General features: G+C 68.8%; 26 protein-coding genes. 14 read left to right on the top strand and 12 right to left on the bottom strand.

The genetic code is table 11. The features are described 5' to 3' along the window. Positions 1–120: 120 nt before the first annotated feature. From CFB34_RS07765 to CFB34_RS07755, 3 genes are all read right to left on the bottom strand, one after another. On the bottom strand, positions 121–957 hold the full coding sequence (locus tag CFB34_RS07765) for a TOBE domain-containing protein (RefSeq protein WP_089443000.1): 837 nt from the start codon (positions 955–957) through the stop codon (positions 121–123). Positions 958–1,005: 48 nt separating this feature from the next. Then, positions 1,006–2,640, bottom strand: coding sequence for a CHAD domain-containing protein (locus tag CFB34_RS07760; RefSeq protein WP_089443001.1), 1,635 nt, complete (start codon positions 2,638–2,640; stop codon positions 1,006–1,008). Positions 2,641–2,766: 126 nt separating this feature from the next. Continuing rightward, on the bottom strand, positions 2,767–3,150 hold the full coding sequence (locus tag CFB34_RS07755; protein ID WP_011355834.1) for a tautomerase family protein: 384 nt from the start codon (positions 3,148–3,150) through the stop codon (positions 2,767–2,769). A 115-nt stretch (positions 3,151–3,265) separates the two neighbouring features. Between CFB34_RS07755 and CFB34_RS07750 the strand changes: the two genes are divergently transcribed. The 5 genes from CFB34_RS07750 (at position 3,266) to CFB34_RS07730 (ending at position 7,962) form a co-directional block, all read left to right on the top strand. Beyond that, positions 3,266–4,123: a LysR substrate-binding domain-containing protein gene (locus tag CFB34_RS07750; RefSeq protein WP_089443002.1), complete on the top strand. Its 858-nt coding sequence runs from the start codon at positions 3,266–3,268 to the stop codon at positions 4,121–4,123. A 41-nt stretch (positions 4,124–4,164) separates the two neighbouring features. Then, entirely contained in the window at positions 4,165–5,088 is a 924-nt protein-coding gene (locus CFB34_RS07745; protein ID WP_089443003.1) for a DMT family transporter, read from the top strand. Between the two features lie 67 nt (positions 5,089–5,155). Beyond that, on the top strand, positions 5,156–5,935 hold the full coding sequence (locus tag CFB34_RS07740; RefSeq protein ID WP_089443004.1) for a HAMP domain-containing sensor histidine kinase: 780 nt from the start codon (positions 5,156–5,158) through the stop codon (positions 5,933–5,935). A 76-nt stretch (positions 5,936–6,011) separates the two neighbouring features. After that, entirely contained in the window at positions 6,012–7,355 is a 1,344-nt protein-coding gene (locus CFB34_RS07735) for a hemolysin family protein (protein ID WP_089443005.1), read from the top strand. A 22-nt stretch (positions 7,356–7,377) separates the two neighbouring features. After that, the gene (locus tag CFB34_RS07730; protein WP_089443006.1) at positions 7,378–7,962 is read left to right on the top strand and encodes a thiamine phosphate synthase; all 585 of its coding nucleotides are present in this window, start codon (positions 7,378–7,380) and stop codon (positions 7,960–7,962) included. A 72-nt stretch (positions 7,963–8,034) separates the two neighbouring features. Here the strand turns inward: CFB34_RS07730 and CFB34_RS07725 are convergent, their stop codons facing one another. After that, positions 8,035–9,687, bottom strand: coding sequence for a DUF3459 domain-containing protein (locus CFB34_RS07725; protein ID WP_089443374.1), 1,653 nt, complete (start codon positions 9,685–9,687; stop codon positions 8,035–8,037). A 309-nt stretch (positions 9,688–9,996) separates the two neighbouring features. Between CFB34_RS07725 and CFB34_RS07720 the strand changes: the two genes are divergently transcribed. After that, on the top strand, positions 9,997–10,704 hold the full coding sequence (locus CFB34_RS07720) for a class I SAM-dependent methyltransferase (RefSeq protein ID WP_089443007.1): 708 nt from the start codon (positions 9,997–9,999) through the stop codon (positions 10,702–10,704). A gap of 125 nt (positions 10,705–10,829) precedes the next feature. Then, entirely contained in the window at positions 10,830–11,498 is a 669-nt protein-coding gene (locus tag CFB34_RS07715) for a glutathione S-transferase (RefSeq protein ID WP_089443008.1), read from the top strand. A 24-nt stretch (positions 11,499–11,522) separates the two neighbouring features. On the opposite strand, the gene CFB34_RS07710 is transcribed toward CFB34_RS07715, so the two are convergent. After that, positions 11,523–12,176, bottom strand: a complete 654-nt coding sequence (locus tag CFB34_RS07710) for a DUF1345 domain-containing protein (RefSeq protein WP_039360521.1) — start codon at positions 12,174–12,176, stop codon at positions 11,523–11,525. Between the two features lie 139 nt (positions 12,177–12,315). On the opposite strand from CFB34_RS07710, the gene CFB34_RS07705 reads away from it, so the two are divergent. After that, a complete protein-coding gene (locus CFB34_RS07705) occupies positions 12,316–13,047 on the top strand; it encodes a metallophosphoesterase (protein ID WP_089443009.1) in 732 nt (243 codons plus the stop codon). A gap of 55 nt (positions 13,048–13,102) precedes the next feature. Here CFB34_RS07705 and CFB34_RS07700 read toward each other — a convergent pair whose 3' ends face one another. Further along, complete coding sequence (locus CFB34_RS07700) at positions 13,103–13,798, bottom strand: RES family NAD+ phosphorylase (RefSeq protein ID WP_089443010.1); 696 nt, start codon at positions 13,796–13,798, stop codon at positions 13,103–13,105. A gap of 2 nt (positions 13,799–13,800) precedes the next feature. Then, positions 13,801–14,220, bottom strand: a complete 420-nt coding sequence (locus CFB34_RS07695) for an MbcA/ParS/Xre antitoxin family protein (protein ID WP_011355846.1) — start codon at positions 14,218–14,220, stop codon at positions 13,801–13,803. Between the two features lie 232 nt (positions 14,221–14,452). On the opposite strand from CFB34_RS07695, the gene CFB34_RS07690 reads away from it, so the two are divergent. Both CFB34_RS07690 and CFB34_RS07685 read left to right on the top strand, forming a co-directional pair. Continuing rightward, entirely contained in the window at positions 14,453–15,235 is a 783-nt protein-coding gene (locus CFB34_RS07690) for an ABC transporter substrate-binding protein (protein ID WP_089443011.1), read from the top strand. A 1,114-nt stretch (positions 15,236–16,349) separates the two neighbouring features. Next, positions 16,350–16,736, top strand: a complete 387-nt coding sequence (locus CFB34_RS07685; RefSeq protein WP_089443013.1) for a GtrA family protein — start codon at positions 16,350–16,352, stop codon at positions 16,734–16,736. Positions 16,737–16,764: 28 nt separating this feature from the next. Here CFB34_RS07685 and CFB34_RS07680 read toward each other — a convergent pair whose 3' ends face one another. Continuing rightward, entirely contained in the window at positions 16,765–18,246 is a 1,482-nt protein-coding gene (locus CFB34_RS07680) for a sigma-54 dependent transcriptional regulator (protein ID WP_089443014.1), read from the bottom strand. 450 nt (positions 18,247–18,696) lie between these two features. After that, positions 18,697–19,614 (bottom strand): metal-dependent hydrolase, encoded by a 918-nt coding sequence (locus tag CFB34_RS07675; RefSeq protein ID WP_089443375.1) that lies wholly within the window; start codon positions 19,612–19,614, stop codon positions 18,697–18,699. Between the two features lie 582 nt (positions 19,615–20,196). Here CFB34_RS07675 and CFB34_RS07670 point away from each other — a divergent pair. Together CFB34_RS07670 and CFB34_RS07665 are read left to right on the top strand one after the other, a co-directional pair. Next, positions 20,197–20,538 carry an FKBP-type peptidyl-prolyl cis-trans isomerase gene (locus tag CFB34_RS07670; protein ID WP_011355854.1) on the top strand — a complete coding sequence of 114 codons (342 nt, stop codon included), beginning with the start codon at positions 20,197–20,199 and terminating at the stop codon, positions 20,536–20,538. Positions 20,539–20,573: 35 nt separating this feature from the next. Then, positions 20,574–21,347 carry an AraC family transcriptional regulator gene (locus CFB34_RS07665; protein WP_089443015.1) on the top strand — a complete coding sequence of 258 codons (774 nt, stop codon included), beginning with the start codon at positions 20,574–20,576 and terminating at the stop codon, positions 21,345–21,347. Positions 21,348–21,407: 60 nt separating this feature from the next. On the opposite strand, the gene CFB34_RS07660 is transcribed toward CFB34_RS07665, so the two are convergent. Then, positions 21,408–21,851, bottom strand: coding sequence for a GNAT family N-acetyltransferase (locus tag CFB34_RS07660; protein WP_089443016.1), 444 nt, complete (start codon positions 21,849–21,851; stop codon positions 21,408–21,410). 142 nt (positions 21,852–21,993) lie between these two features. Here CFB34_RS07660 and CFB34_RS07655 point away from each other — a divergent pair, with 142 nt between their 5' ends. Beyond that, positions 21,994–23,439 (top strand): MFS transporter, encoded by a 1,446-nt coding sequence (locus tag CFB34_RS07655; RefSeq protein WP_089443017.1) that lies wholly within the window; start codon positions 21,994–21,996, stop codon positions 23,437–23,439. A gap of 10 nt (positions 23,440–23,449) precedes the next feature. On the opposite strand, the gene CFB34_RS07650 is transcribed toward CFB34_RS07655, so the two are convergent. After that, positions 23,450–24,385, bottom strand: a complete 936-nt coding sequence (locus CFB34_RS07650; RefSeq protein ID WP_089443018.1) for a hypothetical protein — start codon at positions 24,383–24,385, stop codon at positions 23,450–23,452. A gap of 68 nt (positions 24,386–24,453) precedes the next feature. Further along, positions 24,454–24,924, bottom strand: coding sequence for a helix-turn-helix domain-containing protein (locus CFB34_RS07645; RefSeq protein WP_179243708.1), 471 nt, complete (start codon positions 24,922–24,924; stop codon positions 24,454–24,456). A 154-nt stretch (positions 24,925–25,078) separates the two neighbouring features. On the opposite strand from CFB34_RS07645, the gene CFB34_RS07640 reads away from it, so the two are divergent. After that, positions 25,079–26,314: an MFS transporter gene (locus CFB34_RS07640; RefSeq protein ID WP_089443020.1), complete on the top strand. Its 1,236-nt coding sequence runs from the start codon at positions 25,079–25,081 to the stop codon at positions 26,312–26,314. The last annotated feature ends 68 nt before the right edge of the window (positions 26,315–26,382 follow it).

Raw genomic sequence — 26,382 nt, 5'->3', positions numbered from 1 at the left:
CCGCGCGTAGCGGCATAGGCTGAAAGCGGAAACGAAGCCGGTGCCGTGCAGGCACTGTGCGAAGCCGGCTTCGCCCCGCCCGTCACACGATCGTCGATGCGCGCCGCCCGGCCTGCTTCGTCAGCCCGTCACCGCAAGAATCACGCTCGACGCCTTGAACAGCGCGATCGCCTGCTCGCCGGCGTCGAGCTGCAACGCGTTGACGCTGTCGTTGGTCACGACGGCCGTCAGCGTCCCGCCGCCGTCGAGCGCCAGCGTCACCTCGCTGTTCACCGCCCCCGCCGCGACGGTTTCCACGCTGCCGCGCAGTTGATTCCGTGCGGACACCTTCAGCTCGTGCTCGCCATGGTCGACCGCGAGCACGACCCACGATGCCTTCACCAGCGCGCAGGCATCCGCGCCGACCTGCAGGCCGAGCGCATCGACGCTCTCGTGCGTCAGCACGGCAACGATCGACTGTCCGCCGGGCAGCGTGAGCGTGACCTCGTCGTTGACGGTGCCGCGCACGATCGATGCGACCTTGCCGAACCACTGGTTGCGTGCGCTGGTCTTCATCCCGATCCGGCCGATCAGCGCCCAGTCGACGTCGAACCCGGCCACGGCCGCGCTCGCGGCCTCGATGAACCGGCGATGCTCGCGCTCGATCGTGCGGAACGCGGCGATCAGCGACGTCGCGCGCGGCGTCAGCGTCGTACCGCCGCCGCCCTTGCCGCCCGTCGAACGCGCGACGAGCGGTTCGCCGGCAAGATTGTTCATCGTGTCGACCGCATCCCACGCGGCCTTGTAGCTGAGGCCGACGGCCTTCGCCGCGCGCGTGATCGAACCGGTGTCGCCGATCGCCGCGAGCAACGCGATGCGCGTGGCGCCGCCGAGCGTCTGCTCGCCGGCGCGCAGCCACAGCTCGCCGCCCAGTTCTAGCGGTTCGGCGGACGAAAAAGCATTAGGTGCGTCGGTCATCGGGATGCGTAGAGAAATCGGGCGGCCATTATAGTCAGCGCGTGCTGGTCAGCCCGGCTTGCCGTCGAGCTTCGGCGGCCGCAGGCTGGCCAGCAGCGTCTCGGCGTCGCGCGCCGCGCGCTGCTCGAGCGCCGCGCCGTAGCCCCGCACGAACCCGAGCTGGTACGGCGGCGCAGCCAATTTTTCGAGGTGCTGCAGCGCGACCATCGTGTCGTTCGCTTCGCCGAGCACGCTCTGCACGCGCGCGAGGGTCTTGACCGTCTCGGTGCGCGTGCGGCGCGACGCCAGCGACGCGAAGAATTCGAGCGCGTAGCGCAGCCGCTTCGCATCGATCCGCACCTGATGGCGCGCGGCCGTGTCGAGCGACGTCAGCGACGGTGACGCGTACAGATGGCCGAACAGCCGCCGCACGCGCTTCGTCGCGTGGCGCCGCAGCGAAGGCGCGTCGCCGTCCTCGGCCGGCGGCAGCGCCAGCGAGCTCAGCCACTCGAGCCAGCCGAGCGTCAGCCGCGCATAACGAGCCGAATGCAGCGCCTGGCGCAACTCGGCGCGCGCGGCCGCGCACTGCGCGCGCGCGGCGTCGAGCGTACCGTTCCACTCGCCGTCGCCGCCGTCGGCCGCGATCAGCGCGGGCAGGCTTTCGGTCGCGAACACGTCCCAGTCGCGCACCGTGCCGAGCAGCGACGCAAGCCAGCGCAGGTCGACACCGAGCGTGTCGCGCCACTGGCGGTCGGTGAAGCGCGGAAAGAAGCGCATCAGCGTACGCAGGCGGCGCAACGCGACACGCATCTGGTGCACGAATTCGGGATCGTCGTGCTCGAGCACCCCACCCTCGTTGCCGAGCCACTGCGCGGTGATGTCGCCGGCCAGCGCGAACAGTGCGGTGCGCTGCGCGCGCACGCCGGTCAGGTCGACGGGCTTGGCCTTGACGGGCCCGTCGGCGGCCGGCTCGGCCGCGCACGCGCGATCGATCACGCTCGTCAATTGCACGAATGCGGGCCACGCACCGCTCAATTCGCGCGCCGCGGCAAACAGCGCATGCAGCGCGGCAGTGCGCGCGGGCAGTGTCTCCCAGTCGGGCGCCGCAAGGCGCAGCTCGACGAAGCGGCGCGGCGGCTCGCTGCCGCGATGCAGCGTGACGTCGTCGAGCGTCATCTCGACCACGACGCCGGAATCGTCGGCCCAGCGCCCGCGCCGCCGTTCGCTGACGACACGCAGCGCCGACGACTCCGGCTGCACGCTCGGGGCCGGGGGCACTGCGGCGTCCGGCGCGACGCCATCCACTTCGTCTGCCGGTGCATCGGCATCGGCCGCAGCGGCCGCCTCGGGCACGGGCAGCGGCATCGCGACGGCGATACCCTCATGCTCCGCGTCGAACAGTTCGCGCGCCGTGACGCCTGGCGCAAATACCGTCGTGCGCGACGCGACCACGCGCCTGCCGTGCGCATTCGACTCGACCCACGTCCACCAGCTTGCGCCGGGGCTCGACTCGGCCTCCTCGATCTGGCATGGCTCGATCGTCACGCGCTCATGGCCGCGGCGCATCCGGACCTGCGGGCAGATCCGCCACGCCCGCACGAGTTCGGCGCCGAAATCACGCTGCGCCCCCCGGGCGCGACTCGCGGCCTTGACCGGCCACCCTTCCAGCGACAGCGACAACACGATTTCCAGCACACGCGACATGGAGGCTCCTGCACATGAAGAAGCGCCGGCGCATCGTGCGCGCCGGCGTCGACCGTGAAGCTCCTTCCATAGTACACGTCGTCAAAACTCGCCGGCGACGATCTGGCCCTGTCGGGCTGTCACAGGTCAAACGGCGTATTGCGCGAGGCCGTTGCCGAACGACCAGTCCTCCTTCAGCACCTCGACAAGACTGATGAATACGTCCTGCTGCCGCACGCCCGGCTGCTGCGCGAGGTTGTCCGCGATCGCCCGGTACAGCGCCCGCTTTTGCTCGAGCGTGCGCGTGTTGTTCGCGGTGATCTGGATCATCACGAGATCGTCGCTGCGTTCGATATCGAGGTAGTGACGACCGAACACGAAATTCTCGGCCGCATGCTCGGTGACGACCATGAAGATGTCGTCCTCGGGCACGTTGAACGTGTGCATCAGCGCGCGATGCACGCCGTCGACGAGCGCCGCACGATAAGCGGCCGGCTTGCCTTCGCGCACGGCGATACGGGTGAATGGCATGGTCCTGCTCCTGTCGGTGAAGGTGACGTTGAAGAACGGAAACACAGCGTCAGGTTAGGCGCGCCGAGCTATAATGAACAGTCATCGATGAATATTTCATCCATTTACATCGAAAATGAAAGTCCTTGATCTCGATGCCGTGCGCGCGTTCGTGCTGGTCGCCGATCTCGCCAGCTTCACGCGCGCCGCCGATGCGCTCGGCACCACCCAATCGGCCGTCAGCCTGAAGCTGAAGCGGCTGGAGGCCCACCTCGGCAAGCCGCTGCTCGCGCGCACGCCGCGCATCGTCAAGCTGGCCGCCGACGGCGAGAATTTCCTGCCGGCCGCCCGCGCACTGCTCGATGCGCACGATCATGCGCTGGGCGCGATCTCGGCCGGTACGCACCGGCTGTCGCTCGGCGTCAGCGAGCACGTCGCGGTGCCCGACCTGCCGGCCGTGCTCACGAGCCTGCATCGGCAGGATCCGGGGTTGTCGCTCGAAATGCATCTCGGCACGTCGACGAACCTGCTCGCGCAATACGACGAACGCCGGTTCGATGCGGTGATCGTGCGGCACGAGCCGGGTGAAGACCCACCGCGCGAAGACGGCACGCTGCTGTTTTCCGAACCGCTGGCCTGGCTCGCCGCGCCGGACTGGGTGCCGCGCGCGGGAGAGCCGCTGCCGCTGGCGGTGCTGGCCGGCCCGTGCGGCGTGCGGGCCGCCGCGCTGCGCGCGCTCGACCATGCGGGGCGGCCGTGGCGCGAGCGCTTTACGGGCGGCGGCGTGGCGGCGGTCACGGCCGCCGCCGCCGCGGGGCTCGCCGTCTGCCCGCTGGCGCGGCGGGTCGCGCCGCGCACGCTGGTCGACGTCGGCGCGAAATTCGGGCTGCCGCCGCTGCCGCTGTCGCAGGTCGTGCTGTATTCGCGGGTACGCGACGCCCGTGCCGGCGCCGCGTTGCGCAGGTTTGCCGACAGCCTTGCAATCTCGGCGTAAACTAACCGGTTTCGCCGCCCGCAATCTCCAGAAGAATTCCAATGAAGCCCGACGCCCGCAAGCACCTCCGAGCCAACCTGCTGATGCTCGCCGCCGCCGCGATCTGGGGTTCGGCTTTCGTCGCCCAGCGACTGAGCCTCGACGTGATCGGGCCGTTCCTGTTCACGGGGCTCCGTTTCCTGCTCGGTGCGCTGGTACTGGTACCGCTGCTGATGCTGAATACGGCGTCGCGCACGCAACTCGCGGCGATCCGCCGCGAGCCGGCGCTGCTGCTGCCGGGCCTCGCGCTCGGCGGGCTGCTGGCGGTCTCGATTTCGCTGCAGCAGATCGGCCTGCAGTACACGCGCATCGCCAACGCAGGCTTCATCAGCTCGCTGTACGTCGTGATCGTGCCGCTGATGGGTGTGTTCGCCCGTCACCGGATCGGCCCGGGCACGTGGTTCGGCGCGCTGCTCGCGGCGATCGGCCTGTATTTCCTCAGCATTAACGAGCAATTCTCGGTGCTGTACGGCGACTGGTTCCAGCTCGCCGGCGCCGTGATCATCGCCGCGCACGTGATGGCCGTCGGCCATTTCGCGAAGCGCCACAATCCGCTCGTGCTCGCGTTCATGCAGTTCGTCGTGTGCGGCGTGGCGTGCCTCGCGGTCGGCCTCGTCATCGAGCCGGTCAGCGGCACGATGCTGCGCAACGCGCTGCCGACGCTGCTGTACGGCGGCCTGCTGTCGGTCGGGGTCGGCTATACGATGCAGGTCGTCGCGCAACGCGACGCGGCGCCCGCGCACGCGGCCGTGATCTTCAGCATGGAAGGCGTGTTCGCGGCGATCGCCGGCTGGGCCGCGCTCGGCGAAACGCTGACGCTACGCGCGCTCGTCGGCTGCGCGCTGATGCTGGCCGGCCTGCTCGCATGCCAGCTGCTGCCGAACGGCGACGCCCGGAAAAAGGACGAAGACGCGCTGCCGGCGTGACACGCACCGTCCCTATAATGACGGTTCGCGTGACTTCCACGCCAACCGCTTCCGACAGGCCAGCTCCGTGACGTCCACTACCGTCGATCCCGCCGCCGACCTGCTGCGCGAACGCGCAGCGCATTACGCCACCCAAGCGGCGCTGTTCCTGCGCGACCAGGCGCTCTCCACCGCGTCACACGACCTGCGCAGCCCGCTGAACGCGATGCATAGCTGGGCGTACGTGCTCGAGCGCCAGCTCGCCAACGCCGATCCGAACCTGCAGCGCGCGCTCGCGGGCATCCGCACGGGCATCGACCAGCAGGTCGCGCTGATCGACGACGTGCTCGACGCGCCGCGCGCCGAAACGCGCACGCTCGCCGTCAAGCCGCAGCCGTTCGCGCTGCGCGCGCTGCTCGACGACACGATCGCGCTCGCCCGTTTCGCGCTCGCCGACGCACGACAGGTCGCGCTCGACGCGACGCTGCCGGACGGCGACCTGTCGCTGACCGCCGACCGCGAACGCATCGCACAGGCGCTCTGGACGATGCTCACCGCCGCGGTTGAAGCCAGCGCCGCCGGCAGCCGCGTGACGTTTGCGTGCGCGCGCGACGGCCTGCAGTTCACCGCGCGCGCGACGTGTACCGTCAACGCCGACGCACTCGCCGATCCCGTGCAACCGCATGCATTCGAATCGTTCGCACGACGCGAGATGCTGCGCGAGCGCGACGCCAAGCGCGTCGCCTGGACGCTCGCGCTTTGCCAGCGCGTCGCGCTCGCACACGGCGGCACGTTCGCGCACGACGCGTTCGCCGATGGCGCCACGGCCACCATCACGCTCTCCGTCCCCGGTGAGGCGCCGGTGTAAGCAATCGGCCGCCCAACACATTACAAATTCCTTTCTGGCTCTATACTGATGGGCCTGTCATAACCGGAGTGTTTCTTTGTTACAGATCTTCGCGCTCATCGGCGCGTTGTTCCTGGTGGCCCTGAACGGGTTCTTCGTCGCGGCCGAATTCGGCCTCGTCAAACTGCGCGCCACGCGCGTCAAGACCCTGGCCCGCAAGCACGGCTTGCGCGGCCGCATCCTCGGCATCGTGCACGGCCGACTCGACGCGTATCTTTCCGCGTGCCAGCTCGGCATCACGCTTGCGTCGCTCGGCCTCGGCTGGGTCGGCGAACCGGCCTTCGCGCAACTGCTCGGCCCGCTGCTCGACCTGATCGGCGTGGAATCCGAACGCGTCGTGCACCTGATCTCGCTGGTGTTCGCGTTCTCGCTGATCTCGTTCCTGCACATCGTCGTCGGCGAGCTGGCGCCGAAATCGATGGCGATCCGCCAGCCGGAAAAGATCGGCCTGTGGGTCGCGCTGCCGCTCTACGCGTTCTACTGGGCGATGTATCCGGCGATCTGGGTGCTCAACAACAGCGCCAACGCGGTGCTGCGGCTCGCGGGGCTGTCCGCCGACCACGGCAGCGACGCCCACTACTCGACCGACGAGCTGAAGCTGATCCTGCGCAGCCGCCGCAGCACGGCCGGCAATCCGGCCCAGCCGGCGCGCGGCACGTACAGCAACGACGAGTGGAACACGCTCGCGCATTCGCTCGACTTTTCGTCGATGACGGTGTCGGACCTGATGCGCCCGGCCCATGAAATGATCGGCCTGCGCCGCGACCTGCCGCTGCCCGACAACATGGAAATCGTCGCGCGGCACCGCTTCAGCCGCTATCCGCTGTTCGAGGATGCGTCGCGCGAACAGGTGAGCGGGCTGATCCACCTGAAGGACCTGCTGCTCGCGCGTCACGCGGGCGCGGCGCTGGAAGACCTGTCGGACTACGTCCGCCCGGTGCAGTACGTGCGGCCCGACACGCCCGCGCTCGACCTGTTCCGCCGCTTCCGCAAGGGCGCACCGCACTTCGCGCTGGTCGGCAACAAGGGCGAGAAACCGATCGGCTTCCTGACGCTCGACAACCTGCTCGGCGCGCTGGTCGGCCAGATCCACGACGAGTTCCGCCAGGGCGACGCCGACTGGACCCGCCTCGACGACGGCACACTGATGGGCAAGGGCAGCCTGCCCGTCGTGTCGCTCGAACAGGCGCTCGGCATCGACATCGACGAAGGCCGTGCGGAATCGGTCGGCGGCCTCGTGATCCAGGCGCTCAGCGACCTGCCGACCGAAGGGCAGCGCGTGTCGTTCGACCGCTTCGACGTCGTCGTGAAGAAGATGAACGGGCCGCGCATCGTGCTCGTGCGCGTCTACCCGAAGATCTCGAAAGAGGCCGACGAATGACGGCCGCGCTGCGCCGCACGCGATGAACGCCACGCTGCCGCGCTGCTGCGTGATCACGCCGGAGCCGGCGTCCGCGTCGGCGGCCGATTACGCGGCGTTCCTCGATCGATTGTCGGCCGTGCTCGCGCGCGGCGAGACGCTCGTGCAACTGCGCGTGAAGTCGCTCGATGCAGCCGCGTTCGCGCGACTCGCCGCCGAAGCGCTCGCGCGCTGCGAGGCGACCGGCGCGCACCTGATGCTGAACGGGCCGATCGATGCGGCCGGCGTGACGCGGCTCGACGGCGCCGGCTGGCATCTCGACGGCACCGCGTTGCGTGCTACCACGCAGCGGCCGTTGCCGGCCGGACGATGGGTGTCCGCCGCTTGTCACACGCGCGACGACCTGCTGCTGGCCGCGCGCGCCGGCGCGGATTTCGTCACGCTGTCGCCCGTATTGCCGACGCTCAGCCATCCCGGTGCGCCGACGCTCGGCTGGGCACGGTTGGGCGCGCTGGCCGCCGAGGCCGCCATGCCCGTCTTCGCGCTCGGCGGCATGACACGCACCCACCTCGACGAGGCGCGCCGCCACGGCGCCTACGGCATCGCAGGCATTCGCGGGTTCTGGTAGGTCGGAGATTGCCCTGCGGTGCAGCCGGGCGCAGATGCGCGCGGCCTCTCAAACACACATCCGCTCACGTCGTCATGCGTTCAGGTTCGGACGCATGCCGCGCCAGGCGCCGCCATCGATGCGACGCGCATCGTGCGTGAGCGCATACCGGTTGACGTCACCCGTCAGCCACGCGACGAGCGCATACGGCGGCAACACCCCTTCATCGACCCGGTCGCGCGCACGCGCCGGCGTCTCGAACACGACTCGCCCTCGCGGCGCATCGAACGGCACCGCGTCGGGCGACAGGTTCAACGCGATCGTCAGCGTCTCGTCGTCGGCGAGCCGCCAGGATGCGAGCAGCGCGTCGGCATCGCCGTCGCCGTCCGACTTCAGCGCACGCGCCTCCTGCGGCCGGCAATCGGACAAGCGCGGCGCGATCAGCTTCGCGCGCACCGCGAGCGCCGACTGCACGAAATGCGCGCGATCGGCATCGCGTGCGGTTTCGTCGAAGATCAACGGGATCTGCGGCGTGAGCAGCGACAGCGCCAATGCGGCCAGACCGGCCGCCTGCCCGTGGTCGCCCTGCCCGCTGTCGTGCCACGCGCCATCGGACAGCACCAGCGACGTCAACGACAGCCCGCCGTCGGCAGCCATGCCTTCCCCCGACCCGGCCGGCTGGAACGCGGCTCCGGCCGCGGTCAGCGCGCGGGCGAGCGTGTGGATCGACTGGTGCGTGGAAATGCCTTCGTGGGCCGACGTATCGCGCCCCGTCAGCCGGTGCAGCGCGCGTTCGCCGCACCCGTTCCACTGCGCATCGAAATGGGTATCGGCAAGATGCGCCGGATGCCGCTCGCTGCCGAGGACGAGATGGATCAGCCGGTCGGCCGGCACGGCCGCGCGCACGCGATCCGCGATCTCGCGCAGCCACGACACGCCGATCCGATCGGCTTCGCGCAGGCGCAGCCCGTCGCAACGGTACTCGTCGATCCAGTACAGCGCGTTGTCGCAGAAGAAATCGCAGACTTCCGGATGATCGAGCGCGAGCGGCGGCGCCTGGAGCGGATCGTCACGCGTATGGAAGAACGGCGCCGCGTAGTGGCGCAGTGCCTCGGTGCCGCTGCCGAAGCGCGCGTAGTCGAGTTCCAGCAGCACCGCGAGACCGTAGCCGTGCGCGTCGTCGATCAGCGCCTTCAGCGCGTCGGGGCCGCCTTCTGCCGCGAGCGGCGCGAACGGCAGGCTGTCGTGCGGCGACGCGAGCAGCTCCAGCGCGGTCACGCCGAGCCGCGCGAGTTGCGGCAGGCGCCGGCGCACGCCGTCGAAGCCGCCCACCGCGTGCGGGCGAATTGCATAGAGCGCGATGTCTTCCCATGCGCGCCCATGCCAGAACGTATTGCGCCACGTGAACGCGCGCGGATCGATGACCTCGCTCGGGCCGTTGAGCCCTTCAGGTTGCGAGCGCGACGCGGGATCGGGAATCGATACCGCATCGTCGAGGCGATAGCGATAAAGCGCACCCGCACCGCAATCGGCAAAGACCTCGAACCAGTTCGTGCCGGCCGCCGTCATCGGGACGAGCAACGGGCCGAAGCCGGTATCGAGTTCGAGCTGGACCTGCGTGCTGCCCGGCGCCCACACGCGAAAATGCGTGCGCGGCGTCGTACCGAGCGCGCCACAGGGCTGGGCGCCGAACGGCAAGCAGTGAATGTAGTGCTGCGCATACGGATCGTGCGGACAATCGGACATCATGCGCTCCTCGTGCGTGCCGAGCGGCATGGCCGCGCCCGCGGGGCGCGGCGCATCGGGGCCCGGCATGCGACGGCCAGGCGGGGGGAGAGAAACGAGTATGCGCCGGATTCGCTACCGCGATACATCGCGCCCGGACATTTTTAAATACGAATCGACCCCGGGAAAACCCGCGATCCGGGCGGTCCCGCCGAGTCGGGTAGCAGTCATACCGGAATGGTTGCTCGCCTTGTTGCACCGGCCGCGCACGCTTACGCTCTGCGCCATGCTCGCGGACACGACGTCCGCGCCCGACCCGAGGAACCTGCCATGTCGCTTCCCGCCAGCGCCGCCAAATTCGATCCGGCACGCGCGCACGAATACGCCGAGCAATCCCGCATCGCGCTCGCCGGCTACGATGCCTGCCACGAACTCACTGCGTGCATGCTCGCGTCGGCGATCGCGGTGCCCGAGGCGCGGATCCTCGTCGCGGGCGCGGGCGGCACCGGGCAGGAAATCTGCGTGGCGGCCGCGCTCGAGCCGGGCTGGCAATTCACGGCCGTCGACCCGTCCGCGCCGATGCTCGCGCTCGCGCGCGCGAACGTCGAGGCCGCGGGGTTCGGCGCCCGCACGGCGTTCGTCGACGACGGTGTCGACGCGTTGCCCGACACGCCCGCGTTCGACGGCGCGACGCTGGTCGGCGTCCTGCACCACGTGCCCGGCGACGAAGCGAAGGCGGCGCTGCTGCATGCGATCGCGCGGCGCCTGAAACCCGGCGCGCCGCTCGTGCTCGCCGGCAACCATCGCCGCTACGCGGACCACCCTCGCCTGCTCGACGCGTGGCAGCAGCGCTGGCGCATGAAAGGTGCGACGCCCGGCGCCGTGCGCGCGCAACTCGCGAAGATCCTGCAGGGCGCCGATCCGCCCGCGTCCGAGGAAGCCGTGTTCGGCCTGCTGCGCGACGCGGGCTTCGATACGCCGCTGCGCTTTTTCGCGAGCCTGTTCTGGGGGGCGTGGATCGCGGTGCGGCGCGCGTGATGGAGCGGGGCGGCTGGCCAAACGCGGCCGGCCAGGCGCCGTTCGTCACGGCATGCAGCGCGTTTCGCGTACGCGCCCTACATGCTGGGTATGATGTCGTTCCCGCCCCCACTCCCAGCGTCGACATGCTCACCGTCCATCACCTGAACAACTCGCGCTCGCAGCGCGTGCTCTGGCTGCTCGAAGAACTGGATGTGCCGTACGAGATCGTGCGCTACGCGCGCGACCCGAAGACGATGCTCGCGCCGCCCGAATTGCGCGCGATCCATCCGCTCGGCAAGTCGCCGGTCATCACCGACGAAGGCCGCACGTACGCCGAATCGGGCGCGATCATCGAATACCTGATCGAACGCTACGGCAACGGGCGCCTGGCGCCGCCGCCCGGCACGCCCGAGCGGCACGACTTCACGTACTGGCTGCACTACGCGGAAGGGTCGGCGATGCCGCCGCTGCTGCTCAAGCTCGTCGCGCTGCGGATCGCGCACGCGCCGATGCCGTTCTTCGCACGGCCGATCGCACGCAAGATCGCCGACACGCTGCAATCGAGCTTCGTCGATCCGCAGATCGCGCTGCATCTCGGCTATGTCAACGACACGTTGAGCCGCACCGGCTGGTTCGTCGGCGACGGTTTCAGCGCAGCCGACATCCAGATGAGCTTTCCGCTCGAAGCCGCGACCGCACGCGGGGGCGGCAGCCGCTATCCGGCGATCGCATGTTTCCTCGATGCGATCCACGCGCGGCCCGCGTACCAGCGGGCGCTCGAACGCGGCGGCCCGTACGACCTGCTCAAGTAACGCGGCGAATCGCCCTGGCCTGCATCAGCTCAGCAGGCCCGCCGCGACGTTGATCGACAGCCCGAGCACGGCCATGTTGAAGTAGAACGACAGGATCGACTGCGCGAGTACCGAGCGCCGCGCGGAGCGGTTCGTCATCGACACGTCGGCCGTCTGCGACGCGACCGCGATCGTGAACGCGAAATACAGGAAATCCCAGTAATCGGGCTCCGGGCTCCGGTCCGGGAAACGAAGCGCGCGGTCGTTGCCGGGCGAGCCGTAATAGAGGCGCGCATAGTGCAGCGTGAAAATCGTCGGAATCATGAACCACGCGCCGAACAGTGTCGCGCCGGTGATCGCGTAGTGGCTGAGCCCCGCGCGAAAGCCGACGCTTTTGACGGTCGCGAGCTCGATCGCGATCGCGGCCACGCTCGCGACGGTCGCAAGGGACACGATGGTCAGCACGGTCGTCGCGTTTTCGTCCTCGCGAATCGCGATGTCGCGCACCTGGTCATGATGCGCGGTGACCATGCGCACCCACATCAGCGCGAGATACAGCCAGACCGCGCAATCCCAGCCGATCAGCGCCCGTACGGTCGGACGCAGCGGAAACGGCAGCAGTACCGCGCACAGCAAGCCGGCGACGAACGCCGCGACCATGCGCGGCCGGTTGCGTAATACCTGCGGATAAATCGTCATCATGTGATTCCGAAAGCGAATGGAAAGGATTCGGCCGGCGCGCGGGACGGCCCGCCGCGCCGCACCGGCGGGTATTGTCCCGATTATCGCCATTCCATCGTGACGTGGCGATGGGGGCGCGAGCGCCTAAGATATTGGGATGACTGCCACCGCCCCCCTCTGCCGCCATCCGGCGAACACGGTCGGCCGCGACTTCGTCGTCGGCGACCTGCACGGCTGCGTGGATGTGCTGCGCGCGCTGCTGCACGACATCCGCTTCGACCCGGCCCGCGACCGCCTGTTCTCGGTCGGCGACCTCGTCGATCGCGGCCCGGCCTCCGAAACCACGCTCGACCTGCTCGACCGCCCATGGTGCCACGTCGTGCGCGGCAATCACGAGGAAGTGCTGAGCCTCGTGGCGCGCGGCAAGCTGTCGCCCGACGCGTGGCGCGGGATCGGCGGCGACTGGGGGGCCGACCTGCCGCCGGAACGGCTGCACGCGCATGCGGCACGCATCGACGCGCTGCCGCTGGTGCGCGTGATCGGCGACGGCCCCGGGCGTTTCAACGTGCTGCATGCGGAATTCTTCGGCTCGGACGCCGATCTCGACACGGGCAGCTATGCGCACGACGTGCGCGAGCGGCTGATCTGGGGCCGCGACCTCGTCCAGGGGCTCGCCGATCCCGCGCGGCAGGCCGGGCTGTCGCTGACCTGCACCGGGCACACGCCGGTGCGCGCGCCGCAGCGGATCGGCGCGCAGTGGTTCATCGATACGGGCGCATTCGCACCGGCCGGACGGCTCACGCTCGCCGAGCCGCGCACCGGGCGCACCTGGTCGATGACGCAGGCCGAGGCACGCGAACGCCATGCGGGCGACTGGCCGCTGCCCTGAGGCGGCTGATATGCGCTGATAGATGCAGATAGGTGCTGACGCCCGCGAGCGGGCCCTAGCCGACCTGGTTCAGTTCGAACACCGCATCGACGGCTGAGCCGTTCCAGTTGTATTCGAGGTACGCCGCGTGATGGCAGTCGCGCAGCAGCGTGGTGCGGAACGCCGCCAGGCACTCGCCGCGCGGGTCGCGCACCGACGGATAGACGATCCCCGCGCCGCCCGCATTGCGCACCGCTCGACCGAGCGCCTGCCCGGCGCTGTAATCGAGCGGATGCAGCAGCGCCGGATCGCGTGTCGGCCACACGCGTATGTCGGCCACGTCGCCCTGCGCGATCACCGTATAGAGCCGCATTTGCTGGCGCATCGGCGGCTCCTTCGTCGCTTCCAGGAACAACGCGCTGTGATACCGCGTTTCGGCGATCGCCGTATCGCGCGAACGCGCGCAGTAGAACACGCCATAGCTGCCGTCGGAAAAGCGGCTGCCTTGCGGATTCAGGTGCGTGAACGCGGCCATGATCGGCCCCCAGCCCTGCCCGTAGCGGCGCTCGGCGGGCGGCACGAGGTCGAGCGCGCCGACTTCGTTGCGGATGCGGTCGTTGGTCAGCGATTCGAGTGCATAAAGCGCGTCGAAATCGTCCGCCGAGGCCACGCGGTCGAACAGGTTGATCGCCGGGAAGCGGGTGGGGATCACGCGATAGGCTGGCGTCCAGTCGACCGTGGTCGTGGGCCATTGTTGTGCTTGGATCGGCATGGTCACGCCCAGCCACCCCGCATCGCGTCGAGATATTGCCGGACGGCGACCAGATCGCCGACGTTGCCGGCGAGCATCCGGTCGAGTGCGCGCTTGCCGCCGAACGGCGCCGCGTCGTTCGGCCGCTTGACCCACGCATCGGCCGCGGCCGGCTGCGGCAGCAGGATCTGCAATGCCTTGTAGATGCCGAGCAACAGCGATAGCCGTTCGAGCGTATCGCGCGGCAGCCGCGCCGATTCCGGCGTGGCCTTCCACTTGAAGAACGTCGAACGGCCGGGCGACCCGAGCAGCACGATCTGCTCGTCGATCGTCAGTTCCCAGTCGCGCGCGATGTTGAAAAACGCGCGCAGGCCGGCCGCCGACATCTGCGCGACCGAGGCCTGCGGCGGGGCGGAGTGCGATTCATAGGCGGGCTGTGACATGATCGTTAGTCTCGAAACGAATTTACTAACAAGATTAGTCCATTTTCGTATTTTTGCAAGGGTCGAGACCGCCGATCGATCCGCTCATCCGACAAAACGATATTTTTTGTCCATTCTGGACTCTTATTTTATTTTCTGCGTTAATGGCCGTGCGGACACCGCGCGCAGACGCGGTTCGTATCCGTGAAACCGTGTCGCACAGAACCCGGAAGCACCCGCCAAGGAACGCACCATGAAGAGACTGATTGCCGCTGTTTCGATCGCCCTGCTCGCGGTATCCGCAGGCCCCGCCGTCGCGAAGGACTGGACCACGATCCGCTTCGGCACCGACGCCAGCTACGCGCCGTTCGAGTCGAAGGCGCCCGACGGCAAGCTCGTCGGCTTCGACATCGACCTCGGCAACGAGATCTGCGCGCGCCTGAAGGCGAAATGCGTATGGCTCGAGAACGATTTCGACGGGATGATTCCGGCGCTGAAGGCGAAGAAGTTCGACGCGGTGCTGTCGTCGATGTCGATTACGCCGCAACGTGCGCAGCAGATCGGCTTCACGACGAAGATCTACAACCAGCCGACGCGGCTCGTCGTGAAGAAGGGCTCGCCGCTGCTGCCGACGGCCGAATCGCTGAAGGGCAAATCGATCGGCGTCGAACAGGGCACGACGCAGGAAACGTATGCGAAGACGTACTGGGGCAAGCAAGGCGCGAACGTCGTGTCGTACCAGAACCAGGACGGCGTGTACGCGGACCTGACCTCGGGCCGCCTCGACGCGGCACTGCAGGATGAAGTGCAGGCGGCCATCGGGTTCCTGAAATCGCCGCGCGGCGCGAACTACACGTTCGTCGGCCCCGAGCTCGTCGACGAGAAGGTGCTCGGTATCGGCGCCGGCATCGGGCTGCGCAAGGAGGACACCGACCTGAAGACGAAGATCGACGGCGCCATCCTCGACATGGTCAAGGACGGCACCTACAAGCGGCTCGCGTCGAAGTACTTCGACTTCGACATCTACGGCGGCTGAAACGGCGTCGCGCGCGTACGGGTGCCACTCCCGTCGCGCGCGTCCGACCGCCCCTCCCCTCACCACCGGACGGCACCGGCATCACGCCGTGTGCCGTCGCATCGAATGCTTCATCCTTCGCACACATCGCACGACGCTGCGAATTTCATTCGGATTGCAGATCGATCGTTCGCGGGGACGATGCCTCGCGCGAACGGCTATCGTGCGGCTTCCGTCAGTAGGCGAAGACCGGGCGTCGAGGGACCGGCGCCCGTGTGCACATGCCCTTGCGAATCGGGTTCGCGTGCAGGAAAGTACCGACCCGGCGCGGATGGCCGGCAATCAGCCGGATCCGCCTCGCACCGGGCGCGGAGAGATGGCCTGTCGATGCATGCCGGCCGGCTGCAAGAACGGCGTTCGACCGGCGATGCTCCGAATCACTGCGATCGCGGCCTGCCGGCCGCGGCGTGTGGCGATCGATCATTTTTCTTCCCCGTTTCAATCTGATGGTTGTTCCGGCAACCGGACGAGACCGGTGCCCCGACGATCAGGCGACGACACGCCGTGCTCGCCGGAACGCAGCTGCCGTGCCGCGCTCCGCCGCCGCATCCCCGCGGGCCGTGTCCAGGCCGGTACTGACAGGTTCGCTGCCGAACCGGATGGACCGTGCATCGTCGACTTTCGCACGCCCACTGTCGCAAGGAGCGGGCCAGCATCGCGCGAGCCCGTCCGGACAAGGCGTCGACCCGGCAGCGTGGTGGCCGGAACGGGGGCGGAAGGCGGGAAGTTACGAAACTGAAACACGCGGCGCGCGGCCTGTGCCGGCGGTGTCGCGGCCCTGCCTTGCCGGATAAGGCTGAACAATGCGGCGCGACATTTTTACCGACGGGTAGCCTGCCGTTCACCCGATTTGCCGCGGCAATTTGCGTGGCAGCCGAGACGAAAATGTTTCATGCGCTTTACATGGCGCGGGCGGCATGGGCGCCGCAGGTTGTCCGCGCATCCATCGGCCTGCGGCATCGCCATACTGCGAAACCGGTGCGCGTCACGTTTGCGCCGGCGCCCTTCGCCGGCGCGTGGCGCCCCCCACGACACCGCCCGACACGCCGCCCCATCGTCCGAACGACCGCACCCGATGATCCGCACCCTCTATACCGCCGAATGCGCCAGGCTGATTCGCTTCGGGGTGTCGGGCGTCGGTTCGACCGCGCTGCATGCGCTGATCGCGGCCGCGATGTTCGCGTTGTTCGACGCGACGCCGGTGAGCGCGAACGCGAACGCGGTCGCGTGCTCGACCGCGTTCTCGTATCTCGCCAACACGCTGTGGAGTTTTGCGTCGCCGGTGACGTGGGGCAACTTCGTGCGCTTTCTCGCCGCCGCGATGGCCGGCCTCGGCATGACGATGCCGCTGGCGCACGGCACCGGGACGCTCGGCCTCGCCCGCGCGTGGAGCATCGTCGCGGTCGTGCCGTGCGTGCCGCCGGTCGCGTTCGTGCTGCCCCGGCTCTGGACCTATCGCTGAACCGGTTCACGCGTCACGCGTGCGCCGCTCAGCCGACCCGCTGATGCCCCGCGTCGCCGGACGGCGCGCCGTCGTGCCCGCCGTTGTCGCCGTTGCCGCCGTTGTTGTCGTGATCGTTCAGCCCGTGCTCGATCATCATCCGGTAGAGCGTCACGCGTGAAATGCCGAGTTCGGCCGCGGCCTTGTTGATGCGGTGATCATTGCGCAGCAGCGCATTCTCGATCGCGGTGCGCTCGGCGAGCGCGCGTGCCTGTTCGAGCGTCACGGGTTCGGTTTCGCCCGGCGTCTCGAGCCCGAGATCGTGCGGCGTCAGCAGCCGGCTCTCGGCCATCACGATCGCGCGCCGCACGCGGTTGATCAGCTCGCGCACGTTGCCCGGCCATTCGTAGCGGCGCATCGCATCGAGCGCGGCCGACGTGAAGCCGCTGATCTTGCGGCCGCTGTCGGACTTGAATTTCTGCAGCACGTAGTGCGCGAGGATGTCGATATCCTTGCCGCGCGCGCGCAGCGGCGGCTCGTGGATGCGCAGCACGCACAGGCGGTGATAAAGGTCCGCGCGGAAGCGCCCGGCCTCGACCGCGCCGTCGAGATCGACGTGGGTGGCCGAGATGATCCGCACGTCGACCGGAATCGATTCCTGCCCGCCGAGCCGCTCGATCTTCCCTTCCTGCAGGAAACGCAGCAGGCTCGCCTGGCTTTCGACCGGCATGTCGCCGATTTCGTCGAGAAACAGCGTGCCGCCGTTCGCCGATTCGATCCGGCCCGCGCGCCGCTGGTTCGCGCCGGTGAACGCGCCGCGCTCGTAGCCGAACAGTTCCGACTGCAGCAGGTGATGCGGAATCGCGCCGCAGTTGATCGCGATGAACGGCCCCTTGCCGCGGCCGGAACGCTCGTGAATCGCGAGCGCCGTCAGCTCCTTGCCGGTGCCCGACTCGCCGGAGATGAACACGCTCGCGTCGGTCTTCGCGACCTTGCGGATCGTGCTGAACAGCTGCTGCATCGCCTCGCAGTTGCCGATCATCCCGTGTTCGCCGATCGACGCCGCATAGGCCGCGCCATCGACGCGATCGAGCGCGGCCATCCCGCGCGCATGGCCGAGCACGTGCGAAATCCATTCGTAGGGCAACGGGAGGGTCACGTAATCGAAGCAATAGCTGCGGATCAGTTCGCGCACCGCGGGGCCGATCGTGATGCCGGCCTGCGCGATGGAAATCCAGCCGATCGACGGCTGGCTCAGGCACGCCTTCAGCGCGGGATAGTCGCGCGACGTGAACCCGGTGAAATCGACCAGGCCAGCGGCGACGCTCACGCCGGAGGTCATGTTCTGCGCGGCACCGGCCGTCTTCGCGACGGCGATTTCCCAGCCGAGCCCGCGCAGTTGCGCAAGCAACGGCTCGTCGGGCGAACGCATGATCACGAACAGCTTGCGTCCATCCTCGGGCGCGGTGACGGACACATGCGACATCTCGGGCACCGCATGCCCGTTTGCGTCAGGTGACCTAGCAACCATCGTTGTTCCCCGCTTCGCGTTGGTATCGCGCCGGCTCGCCGTCGCACGCGACGGACCTTGGTCGAACCGACATATTGGCCGCATTTCCGTCCGAATAAAATCCCCCCGTGCAGGAATCGCGCGTGAGGTGGACATTGTCATGAACGGTATATCGATGCGGCCGGCGCGCGGCTAGATGGGTGTTATCCCGGTGGCGTGCGCGGCGGAACCCCTGAACGGGAGGCTGCGCGGCGCGCAAAGCCGCGCCGGTGCTGGCGCATGGCGTTCCCGGGCGATGCCGCGCACACCGGATCGGCTGACCCGCGCATGCGTGCACAACCGGTCGACGAGCCCGCAGGGCACCCACGCCGCCGGTTCGAATTGATTTGGGTCAATCGTCAGAGGAAGCCGGCTGATGCACGAACGCAACATGCGCGGCCCGATGCCGCGCATGCCGGCGCAGCGACGGTCTCAGCGGCCCGATGCGAGGGGCGCAGGCGCGTTGGCGCGGCCACGGCCGGCCGGTGCGCCGCCCTGTTCGCCGTAGGTGGCGGCGAGCGCATCGACCCGCGCCAGATGGTGGTGATTGTCGTGATCCCACGGATGGAAGCCCGGCCGGAAAAAGCTCAGCCATTCGCCGGCGATGCGCGGGAACAGCCCCCGGCGCGGCCCGTACAGGAACGCGATCATCCGCAGCATGCCGCGCACGTGATGGCCGGCGCCGCGATCGCGCCACAGCAGCGTCGCATGCATCAGGAACACGGTCGGCCAGAACGTCAGCGTCGTCAGCAGATACACGCCGATGCGGATCAGGTAACGGCGCAGCCCCGGTTCCATCGCGGTGTTCCATACGTCGAACGACACGGCCTTGTGCTCGGTTTCCTCGAGCGCGTGCCAGATCCACATCTGGCGATAGCCCTCGACCGAGCCATCGAGGCGCGTCGGGTCGCGCAGCAGCCAGTCGGCGAGCATCGCCGTGTAGTGCTCCGCCGCGACCGTATGCGCGAGCTGCACCGAATGCGGCAGCTTGCGCTTCATGTAGCCGAGCACCGTCCACACGCGCTTGTCGAGCTTGCGCGCGGGCAGCCGGTTCGCCTGCATCAGTTCGTTGTACTCGATGTGCTCGCGCGTGTGCATCGCCTCCTGGCCGATGAAGCCGAGCACCTGCTGCTTCAGCACGGGATCGTCGATCCGGTCGCGGTAGTTGCGCACCGAATCCATGAAGAAACGCTCGCCGGCCGGAAACAGCAGCGACAGCGCGTTGAAGAAATGGGTCACGTGCGACCCGAGGCCATGCCAGTCCTTCGCGCGTTCGACCGGCAGGTCGAAGCGCAGGTCGCGGCGCACCGGCATGATCCCGGCTGCAGTGGCGGAAGCGGCTGACTTCATGTTCATCGTTCTCCTGGTTCCGGCGCGGCCCGGCGCGTCGTCGGACGCAGCCGGCGCAGGCCCGGGCGGCGCGTCGCGCACCGCCAAAATCTTGACATCGACAGCTGTAAAGATAGGCCACCCGCGACGGCGCACGCAAGCTGCGCGGTAGATGCGCGCTTCCAAACAGGGCCCGGTCGAAAAGGCGGAAAAAACAGCGCTCGAACAGCGTCTGAACGAGGCGGGATTCGAACGCGCGCGGTGGCTCGCCAGCGCTACGCACCGCGCCGTGCCGTGTCACGTCGATGACCTGAAAGCCTCGTGCGGCGGGCGTTTCACGGAAATCGGCGACGCCACGCGGTACGCTGCGGCGCGCCCCGGTAGCACCGATTCATACACGCGTCGCACTCGCACGGTGCAACCGCGGTCGCTGGGCACGCGCAAAATTCAAACGCGCGTTCCATTTGCGTTTCGGACGATCGCGGCCACGGCGGCCCACCGCCGCCCGCGACACACATGCGAGCGGCCGACAGCCACCAGCGGCGGCCCATTGCGCGCTCGCCTACAATAGCGGTTTTACCCATCCTTTTTTCAGGAGAAGTCATGTCTGTCATCACGACCGAATCGGGCCTCAAATACGAAGACCTGACCGAAGGCACCGGCGACGTAGCGCAAGCCGGCCAGACCGTCAGCGTCCACTACACGGGCTGGCTGACCGACGGTCAGAAATTCGATTCGAGCAAGGATCGCAACGACCCGTTCGCGTTCGTGCTCGGCGGCGGCATGGTCATCAAGGGCTGGGACGAAGGCGTGCAAGGCATGAAAGTCGGCGGCGTGCGTCGCCTGACGATCCCGCCGCAACTCGGCTACGGCCCGCGCGGCGCCGGCGGCGTGATTCCGCCGAACGCCACGCTCGTGTTCGAAGTCGAACTGCTCGACATCTGACGCCGCACGCGAGCCGCCGCCTGACGCACTGCCCCATGGCCCACCTTTCGTCCCCCACCATCGCACTGCAACGCTACGACACGCTCGAAGCGTCGGACGTGCACGACTTTCACCAGATCGTGCTCGGCATCGACGGTGCGATGGTGATGGCGGTGGACGGCGTCAGCCAGCGGCTCGACCGGCACGGCGCGTGGCTGGTTCCGGCCGGCGCGCGCCACGATTACGCGGGCCTCGGCGAGAACCGCCAGCTCGTGCTCAATCTGCCCCTCGCGTCGCTCGCGGTGCCGCAGCGGCTGTTCGACAGCGCGCGCGCCGTGGCGATCGATCCGGCACTGACGTCGCTGGTCGCGCAGATCGCGGCCGCCGCCGCGCAACTCGACGCCCCCGCCGACGACGCGCGGCACGCGGCCGCGCACCGTTTCCAGTGGCAGGCCGCCGCGCGGCTGTGCGGCGCGCTGCTCGACGAACGCGCCATCGCCGCGCCTGCCTCGGGCCTCGATTTCGCGCGCATCGACCGCTGGCTGCGCGCACGGCTCGACGAGCCGCTGCGCATCGCCGATCTCGCCGCGCACTGCGGCTACGGGATGCGTCGCTTTCATCAACTGTTCGTCGACGCGTTCGGTGAAACGCCGCATCGCTACCTGCAGCGGCTCAGGCTCGACGCCGCAGTGATCCTGCTCGCGGACGGCCGGTATCCGCTCGTCGATATCGCCGGGATGGTCGGCTTCGCGGATCAAAGCACGTTCACCCATGCGTTCACGAAACGCTTCGGCGTGGCGCCGGGACGCTGGCGCGGCGAGCGGCATTGAGCGGCCAGACGTCGCCGGTTTTCCGCGACAGCGGCTACGCCGCGTGCTCGCGCGGCGGCATTACGGCCGGACGAGCTTCGACAACCGTTGTCCGTCCCGCATGAAGCCGTGCCGCGCGTAAAAGCGGTGCGCATCGAGCCGAAGGTCGCCGCTCGTCACCTCCAGTTTCACGCACCCCGTCGACTCGAACCAGATGTGCGCCGCCGCCATCAGTGCGCCGCCGACACCCTGCCCGCGACAGCCTTCGTCGACGACCAGACTGGTGATACGCCCGAGATTGCCGTGCGCGTGAAATAGCGCAAGCGCATGCAAGCTGATGCAGCCCACCACGCTGCCCGCGACCGTCGCGACCAGGATGCGGTCGACCGCGCTCGGCAGCAGGGCTGCCAGTTTGTCGCGGATCATCGCGGGGGTCGCATCGTAGCCAAGCTGGTGCATCAGTCTTGCGATGTCGGCGTGATCGGCGATCTGCGCGTCGCGCGTCATCAGGTTCGAGGAAGTCATCCGGATGGGCCTGTCGATAGTCGATGTGTGCGGTGGCAGGCATGAGCCGCCGCAGTGCCATGTTAATCGCCGTGCACGAGCACGTATCGACGCTTCACGTTCCGCTGAAACATTGCATGTCCGTCGCGCCTACGATTGACGCATGGATACGACCGCCCCCACGCCCGCTTTTCCGCCCGCACTCGCCCGCGTCGTCGCGACCGTCAGCACCGGTTTCGTCGTGACGCAGCTCGACGTGACGATCGTCAACATCGCACTCGCGCATCTCGCCGGCGACCTGCACTTGCCGGTCGCCGGCCTGCAGTGGGTCGTCGACGCATACACGCTCGCGTTCGCGGTACTGATGCTGTCGGGCGGCGCGCTCGGCGACCGCTTCGGCGCGCGGCGCCTGTACCTCGCCGGCCTCGTGCTGTTCGCGCTGGCGTCGCTCGCGTGCGGCGCCGCGAGCGCGCCGGCGATGCTGATCGCGGCGCGCGCGCTGCAGGGCGTCGGCGCCGCGGCGATGCTGCCCAATTCGCTCGCGCTGCTCAACGACGCGTGCCGGCACGACCCGCACCTGCGGGCGCGCGCCGTGGGCGGGTGGACGGCGGCCGGTTCGATTTCGATCGCCGCCGGCCCGGTGGTCGGCGGCCTGCTGATCGCGGCATGGGGCTGGCGCGGCATCTTCCTCGTGAACCTGCCGCTGTGTGCGGCCGGGCTGGCGGCGGCGTTCGCATGGATCCCCGCGCGCGGTACGGCGGCGCCGGCCGCAGCGTCCCGTTCCATCCGCGCACTCGACCTGCGCGGCCAGTTCATCGCGATCGCGATGCTGACCGCGCTGACCGGCGCCGTGATCGAATGGCGGCCGCTCGGCTTCACGCATCCGGTCGTCGCCGGCGGCTTCGCGCTGGCCGCCTTCGCCGCGCTCGCGTTCGTCGCCGTGGAAGCGCGCACGGCCACGCCGATGCTGCCGCTCTCGCTGTTCCGCCATCGCACCTTCAGCGCGGCCGTGCTGTTCGGGATCTGCGTGAACCTCACGTACTACGGCACCGTGTTCGTGCTCGCGCTGTACCTGCAGCGCGCACGCGGCGAATCGGCGCTGCAGGCGGGCCTTGCGTTCCTGCCGCTGACCGGCGGCTTCCTGCTGTCGAACCTCGCCAGCGGGCGCGTCGTGGCGCGTCACGGCCCGCGTGCGCCGATGCTGGCGGGTGCGCTCGTCGCCGCGCTCGGCTACGGGTCGCTGCATTTCGTCGACGCGTCGACGCCGCTGGCCGTCCTGCTCGTGCCGTTCCTGCTGATTCCGACCGGCATGGGCTTCGCGGTGCCGGCGATGACGACCGCCGTGCTCGCGTCGGTCGCGCCCGAACGGGCCGGCATCGCGTCGGCCGTGCTGAATACCGCGCGGCAGGCCGGCGGCGCGATGGGCGTGGCTGCGTTCGGCGCGCTCGCCGGCGGTGGCGGCGCGGCGCAGGTCGTGAGCGGATTGCGGATCGAAACGGCCGTGTCGGTCGCGCTGCTCGTCACCGCCGCATTGCTCGCGACGCGGGTGCGGCCCGATGCGCATCGTGGCGCGTCGTCCGCGCGTCAGGTCGTGACGGCGGCCGATTGAACAGATGCGGTCATGCGTCGCCGGGGTCGCGCTGGATCAGGTGACGCCACGGAAACACGTTGTCCTTGAAATGACTCACGTAACCACCGGTGCCGGCCTGGATCACCATCAACGACAAGCGCGGATGCAGGGCCTGCAGCGCGTCGAGCGCTTCTCGATCGAGACAGGTATTTCTCAGTGTCAGCGCGTGGAGCCGCTGGCCAACGGGGCTCCTCAGCAAGCGCTCGTAGGCGTCGAACGACGTCACGCTGCCGGCGTCGCGCTCGCGCTTCCACGTCGAATGCAACGCGGTCGATTCCGAGAAATCGAGCCAGCCGAGCGACGACAGGTTGTCGCTGCCGGCCAGATGCTCGATGAACTGCTGCGTGTCATCTCCGCCACCGATGCGCAGCCGCTCGAGATGCGCAAGCGGTACGTCGAAGAAATGCGCGTCGGGCACATTCGGCACCGTCAGCTCGGTGAGAAACGGCGCCTTCGCAGCAAAGCGGGCAATCTCGCCGCCCTCCTGCATGATCAGGCCTCGGCGCACGATCATCGACTGGTTGTGATCGGCCGGCTCGGTCGGCCGCACATACAGCGAGCGCAGCATCGGGAAACGCCCATCCGAATCGAGCAGCGGACCGAAATCCCATTCGCGCGAGCCGTTGGCGCCTTCGTCCAGACCGCTGAACGCGAGGTCGGTGACGAGATCCGCGACGTCCCGCTCTGCAAGGCATTGCAGCGTCCAGTCGAACGGTTCGTCCCACGCGCCGCCGAAGTACCGGACATGCAGCCCGGCCCGCATCGGCGCGACGGTGACGTGGTTGAAATCGGTCGGCCACAACGGCTCGGCCGGATCGGAATGATCGCGCCCGTCCTCGGCGCCCTCGCGCTCGCAGTAGTCGTGGATGCGACGCTGCAGGTCGAGCAATCGCCGATAGCCGGCGGAATCCAGCGGGTGGGACATGGCAATGCGGCTCCGGTCAACGACGATCGCGACAGTCTATCCGACGGTGCGGCCATCGCACATGACGCTCACTGACGCGTCTTGCCGGCGTCGTCGCCGACCTTCCTCACGACCGTCTCGGCCGCCTTCAAAGGCCGGCCGTCGTCATGCCGCAGTGCGAGCTTGCGGACCGCGCGCCCCGTGCCGCGGTCGACCAGCACCGAATGCGGCTCGCCGCGCGCGAACAGGTTCGCCTCCCCCCACTGCCTCAGCATCACGATCACCGGAAACAGCCCTTCGCCCTTTTTGGTCAGCACGTACTCCTGATACGCGGTGCCGTCGGACGCCGGCACGACGTCGAACACGCCGGCGTCCACCAGCATCTTCAGCCGGTCGGACAGGATGTTGCTCGCGACGCCGAGGCTCGTGCGGAAATCGCCGAACCGGCGCACGCCGTCGAACGCATCGCGCACGATCAGCAACGCCCAGCGATCGCCGACGATATCGGTCGCCCGCGCCACCGGGCACGGCGAATCCGCAAGACTTTTCTGCCTGGCCATGTTCCTCTCCGCAATCTCGCCGGCCGCCTTCGCGGCAACGCCGGCCATCCGTGCGCGGACCGCTCGCCCGCCGCACAACAGGTTGCATTTTAAAACTACTTTTCCTACACTCCACACCAGTTTCAATTTGCAACTACATTGCGCGAGGGAACCCATGGCGTCTTCCTGTCAATCCGGCACCGTTACATCGAACGCGCCGGCACACGCCGCGCATCCGGCCGACGGCGGCCGCCTGTCCGCGCCGCGCGTCGCGTTGCTGGCCGTCTGCTGCGCGGCCAGTGTCGCGAACGTCTACTACGCGCAGCCGCTGCTCGATTCGATCGCGCGGGATTTCGGCGTATCGCAGGCGGCCGTCGGCGGTGTCATCACCGCGACGCAGCTCGGCTGTGCGCTCGCGCTGCTGTTCGTCGTGCCGCTCGGCGACCTGCTGAACCGCAAGCGCCTGATCACCGTGCAGCTTCTGCTGCTGACGGCGGCCTGCATCGGCGTCGCCGCCTCGTCGACGCGCATCGCGCTGCTGGCCGGGATGGTCGCGGTCGGGCTGCTCGGCACTGCGATGACGCAAGGGCTGATCGCATGCTCGGCCGCGCTCGCAGGCGCCGGCGAACGCGGGCGCGTGGTGGGCGCCGCGCAGGGCGGCGTCGTGGTCGGGTTGCTGGCCGCGCGCTCGCTGGCCGGCGTCGTCACCGACATCGCGGGCTGGCGGGCCGTCTATCAGGTGTCGGGCGCGCTCGCGATCGCGATGCTCGTCGTGCTGTCGCGGCTATTGCCGGACGAGAACGGCCCGCGCGAGCGCGTTGGCTACGCGGCGCTGCTGCGATCGATGGTGTCGCTGCTGCGCGATGAACGCGTGCTGCGCGTGCGTGGCGCGATCGCGCTGCTGATGTTCGCGGCCTTCAGCATCTTCTGGAGCGCCCTGGTGCTGCCGCTGAGCGCGCCGCCGCACGCGATGTCGCATACGCAGATCGGCGCGTTCGGCCTCGTCGGCGCGCTGGGCGCGGCGGCGGCCGCCCGCGCGGGCCGGCTCGCGGATCGCGGGCGCGGCGAAACGACGACCGGCGCCGCGCTCGCGCTGCTCGCGTGCGCGTGGCTGCCGCTCGCGTTCGGCGCGACGTCGATCGCATGGCTGATCGTCGGCATCGTGCTGCTCGACGTCGGCGGGCAGGCCGTCCACGTCGTCAACCAGAGCATGATTCTCGGCGCGCGGCCCGATGCGCATGCGCGCCTCGTCGGCTGCTACATGCTGTTCTATTCGGCCGGCAGCGGGCTCGGTGCGATTGCGTCGACGATGATGTATGCGCGCGCCGGATGGATGGGCGTCTGCGTGCTCGGCGCGGCCGTGAGCGTGGCGGCGCTTGGCGTGTGGGCCGCCACGCTCAGGCGCGCGTGACGCGTGCCGGCGCCGTGGAGCGGAGCGAAAAGAAGACCGGCTCGCCCGCTACGGGCGGCCGGCACGCG

The organism is Burkholderia sp. HI4860 (assembly GCF_002223045.2).
Taxonomy (GTDB): domain Bacteria; phylum Pseudomonadota; class Gammaproteobacteria; order Burkholderiales; family Burkholderiaceae; genus Burkholderia.
Note: the sequence above shows the minus strand (reverse complement) of the source record. Positions and strands in the feature narration are given on the sequence as shown.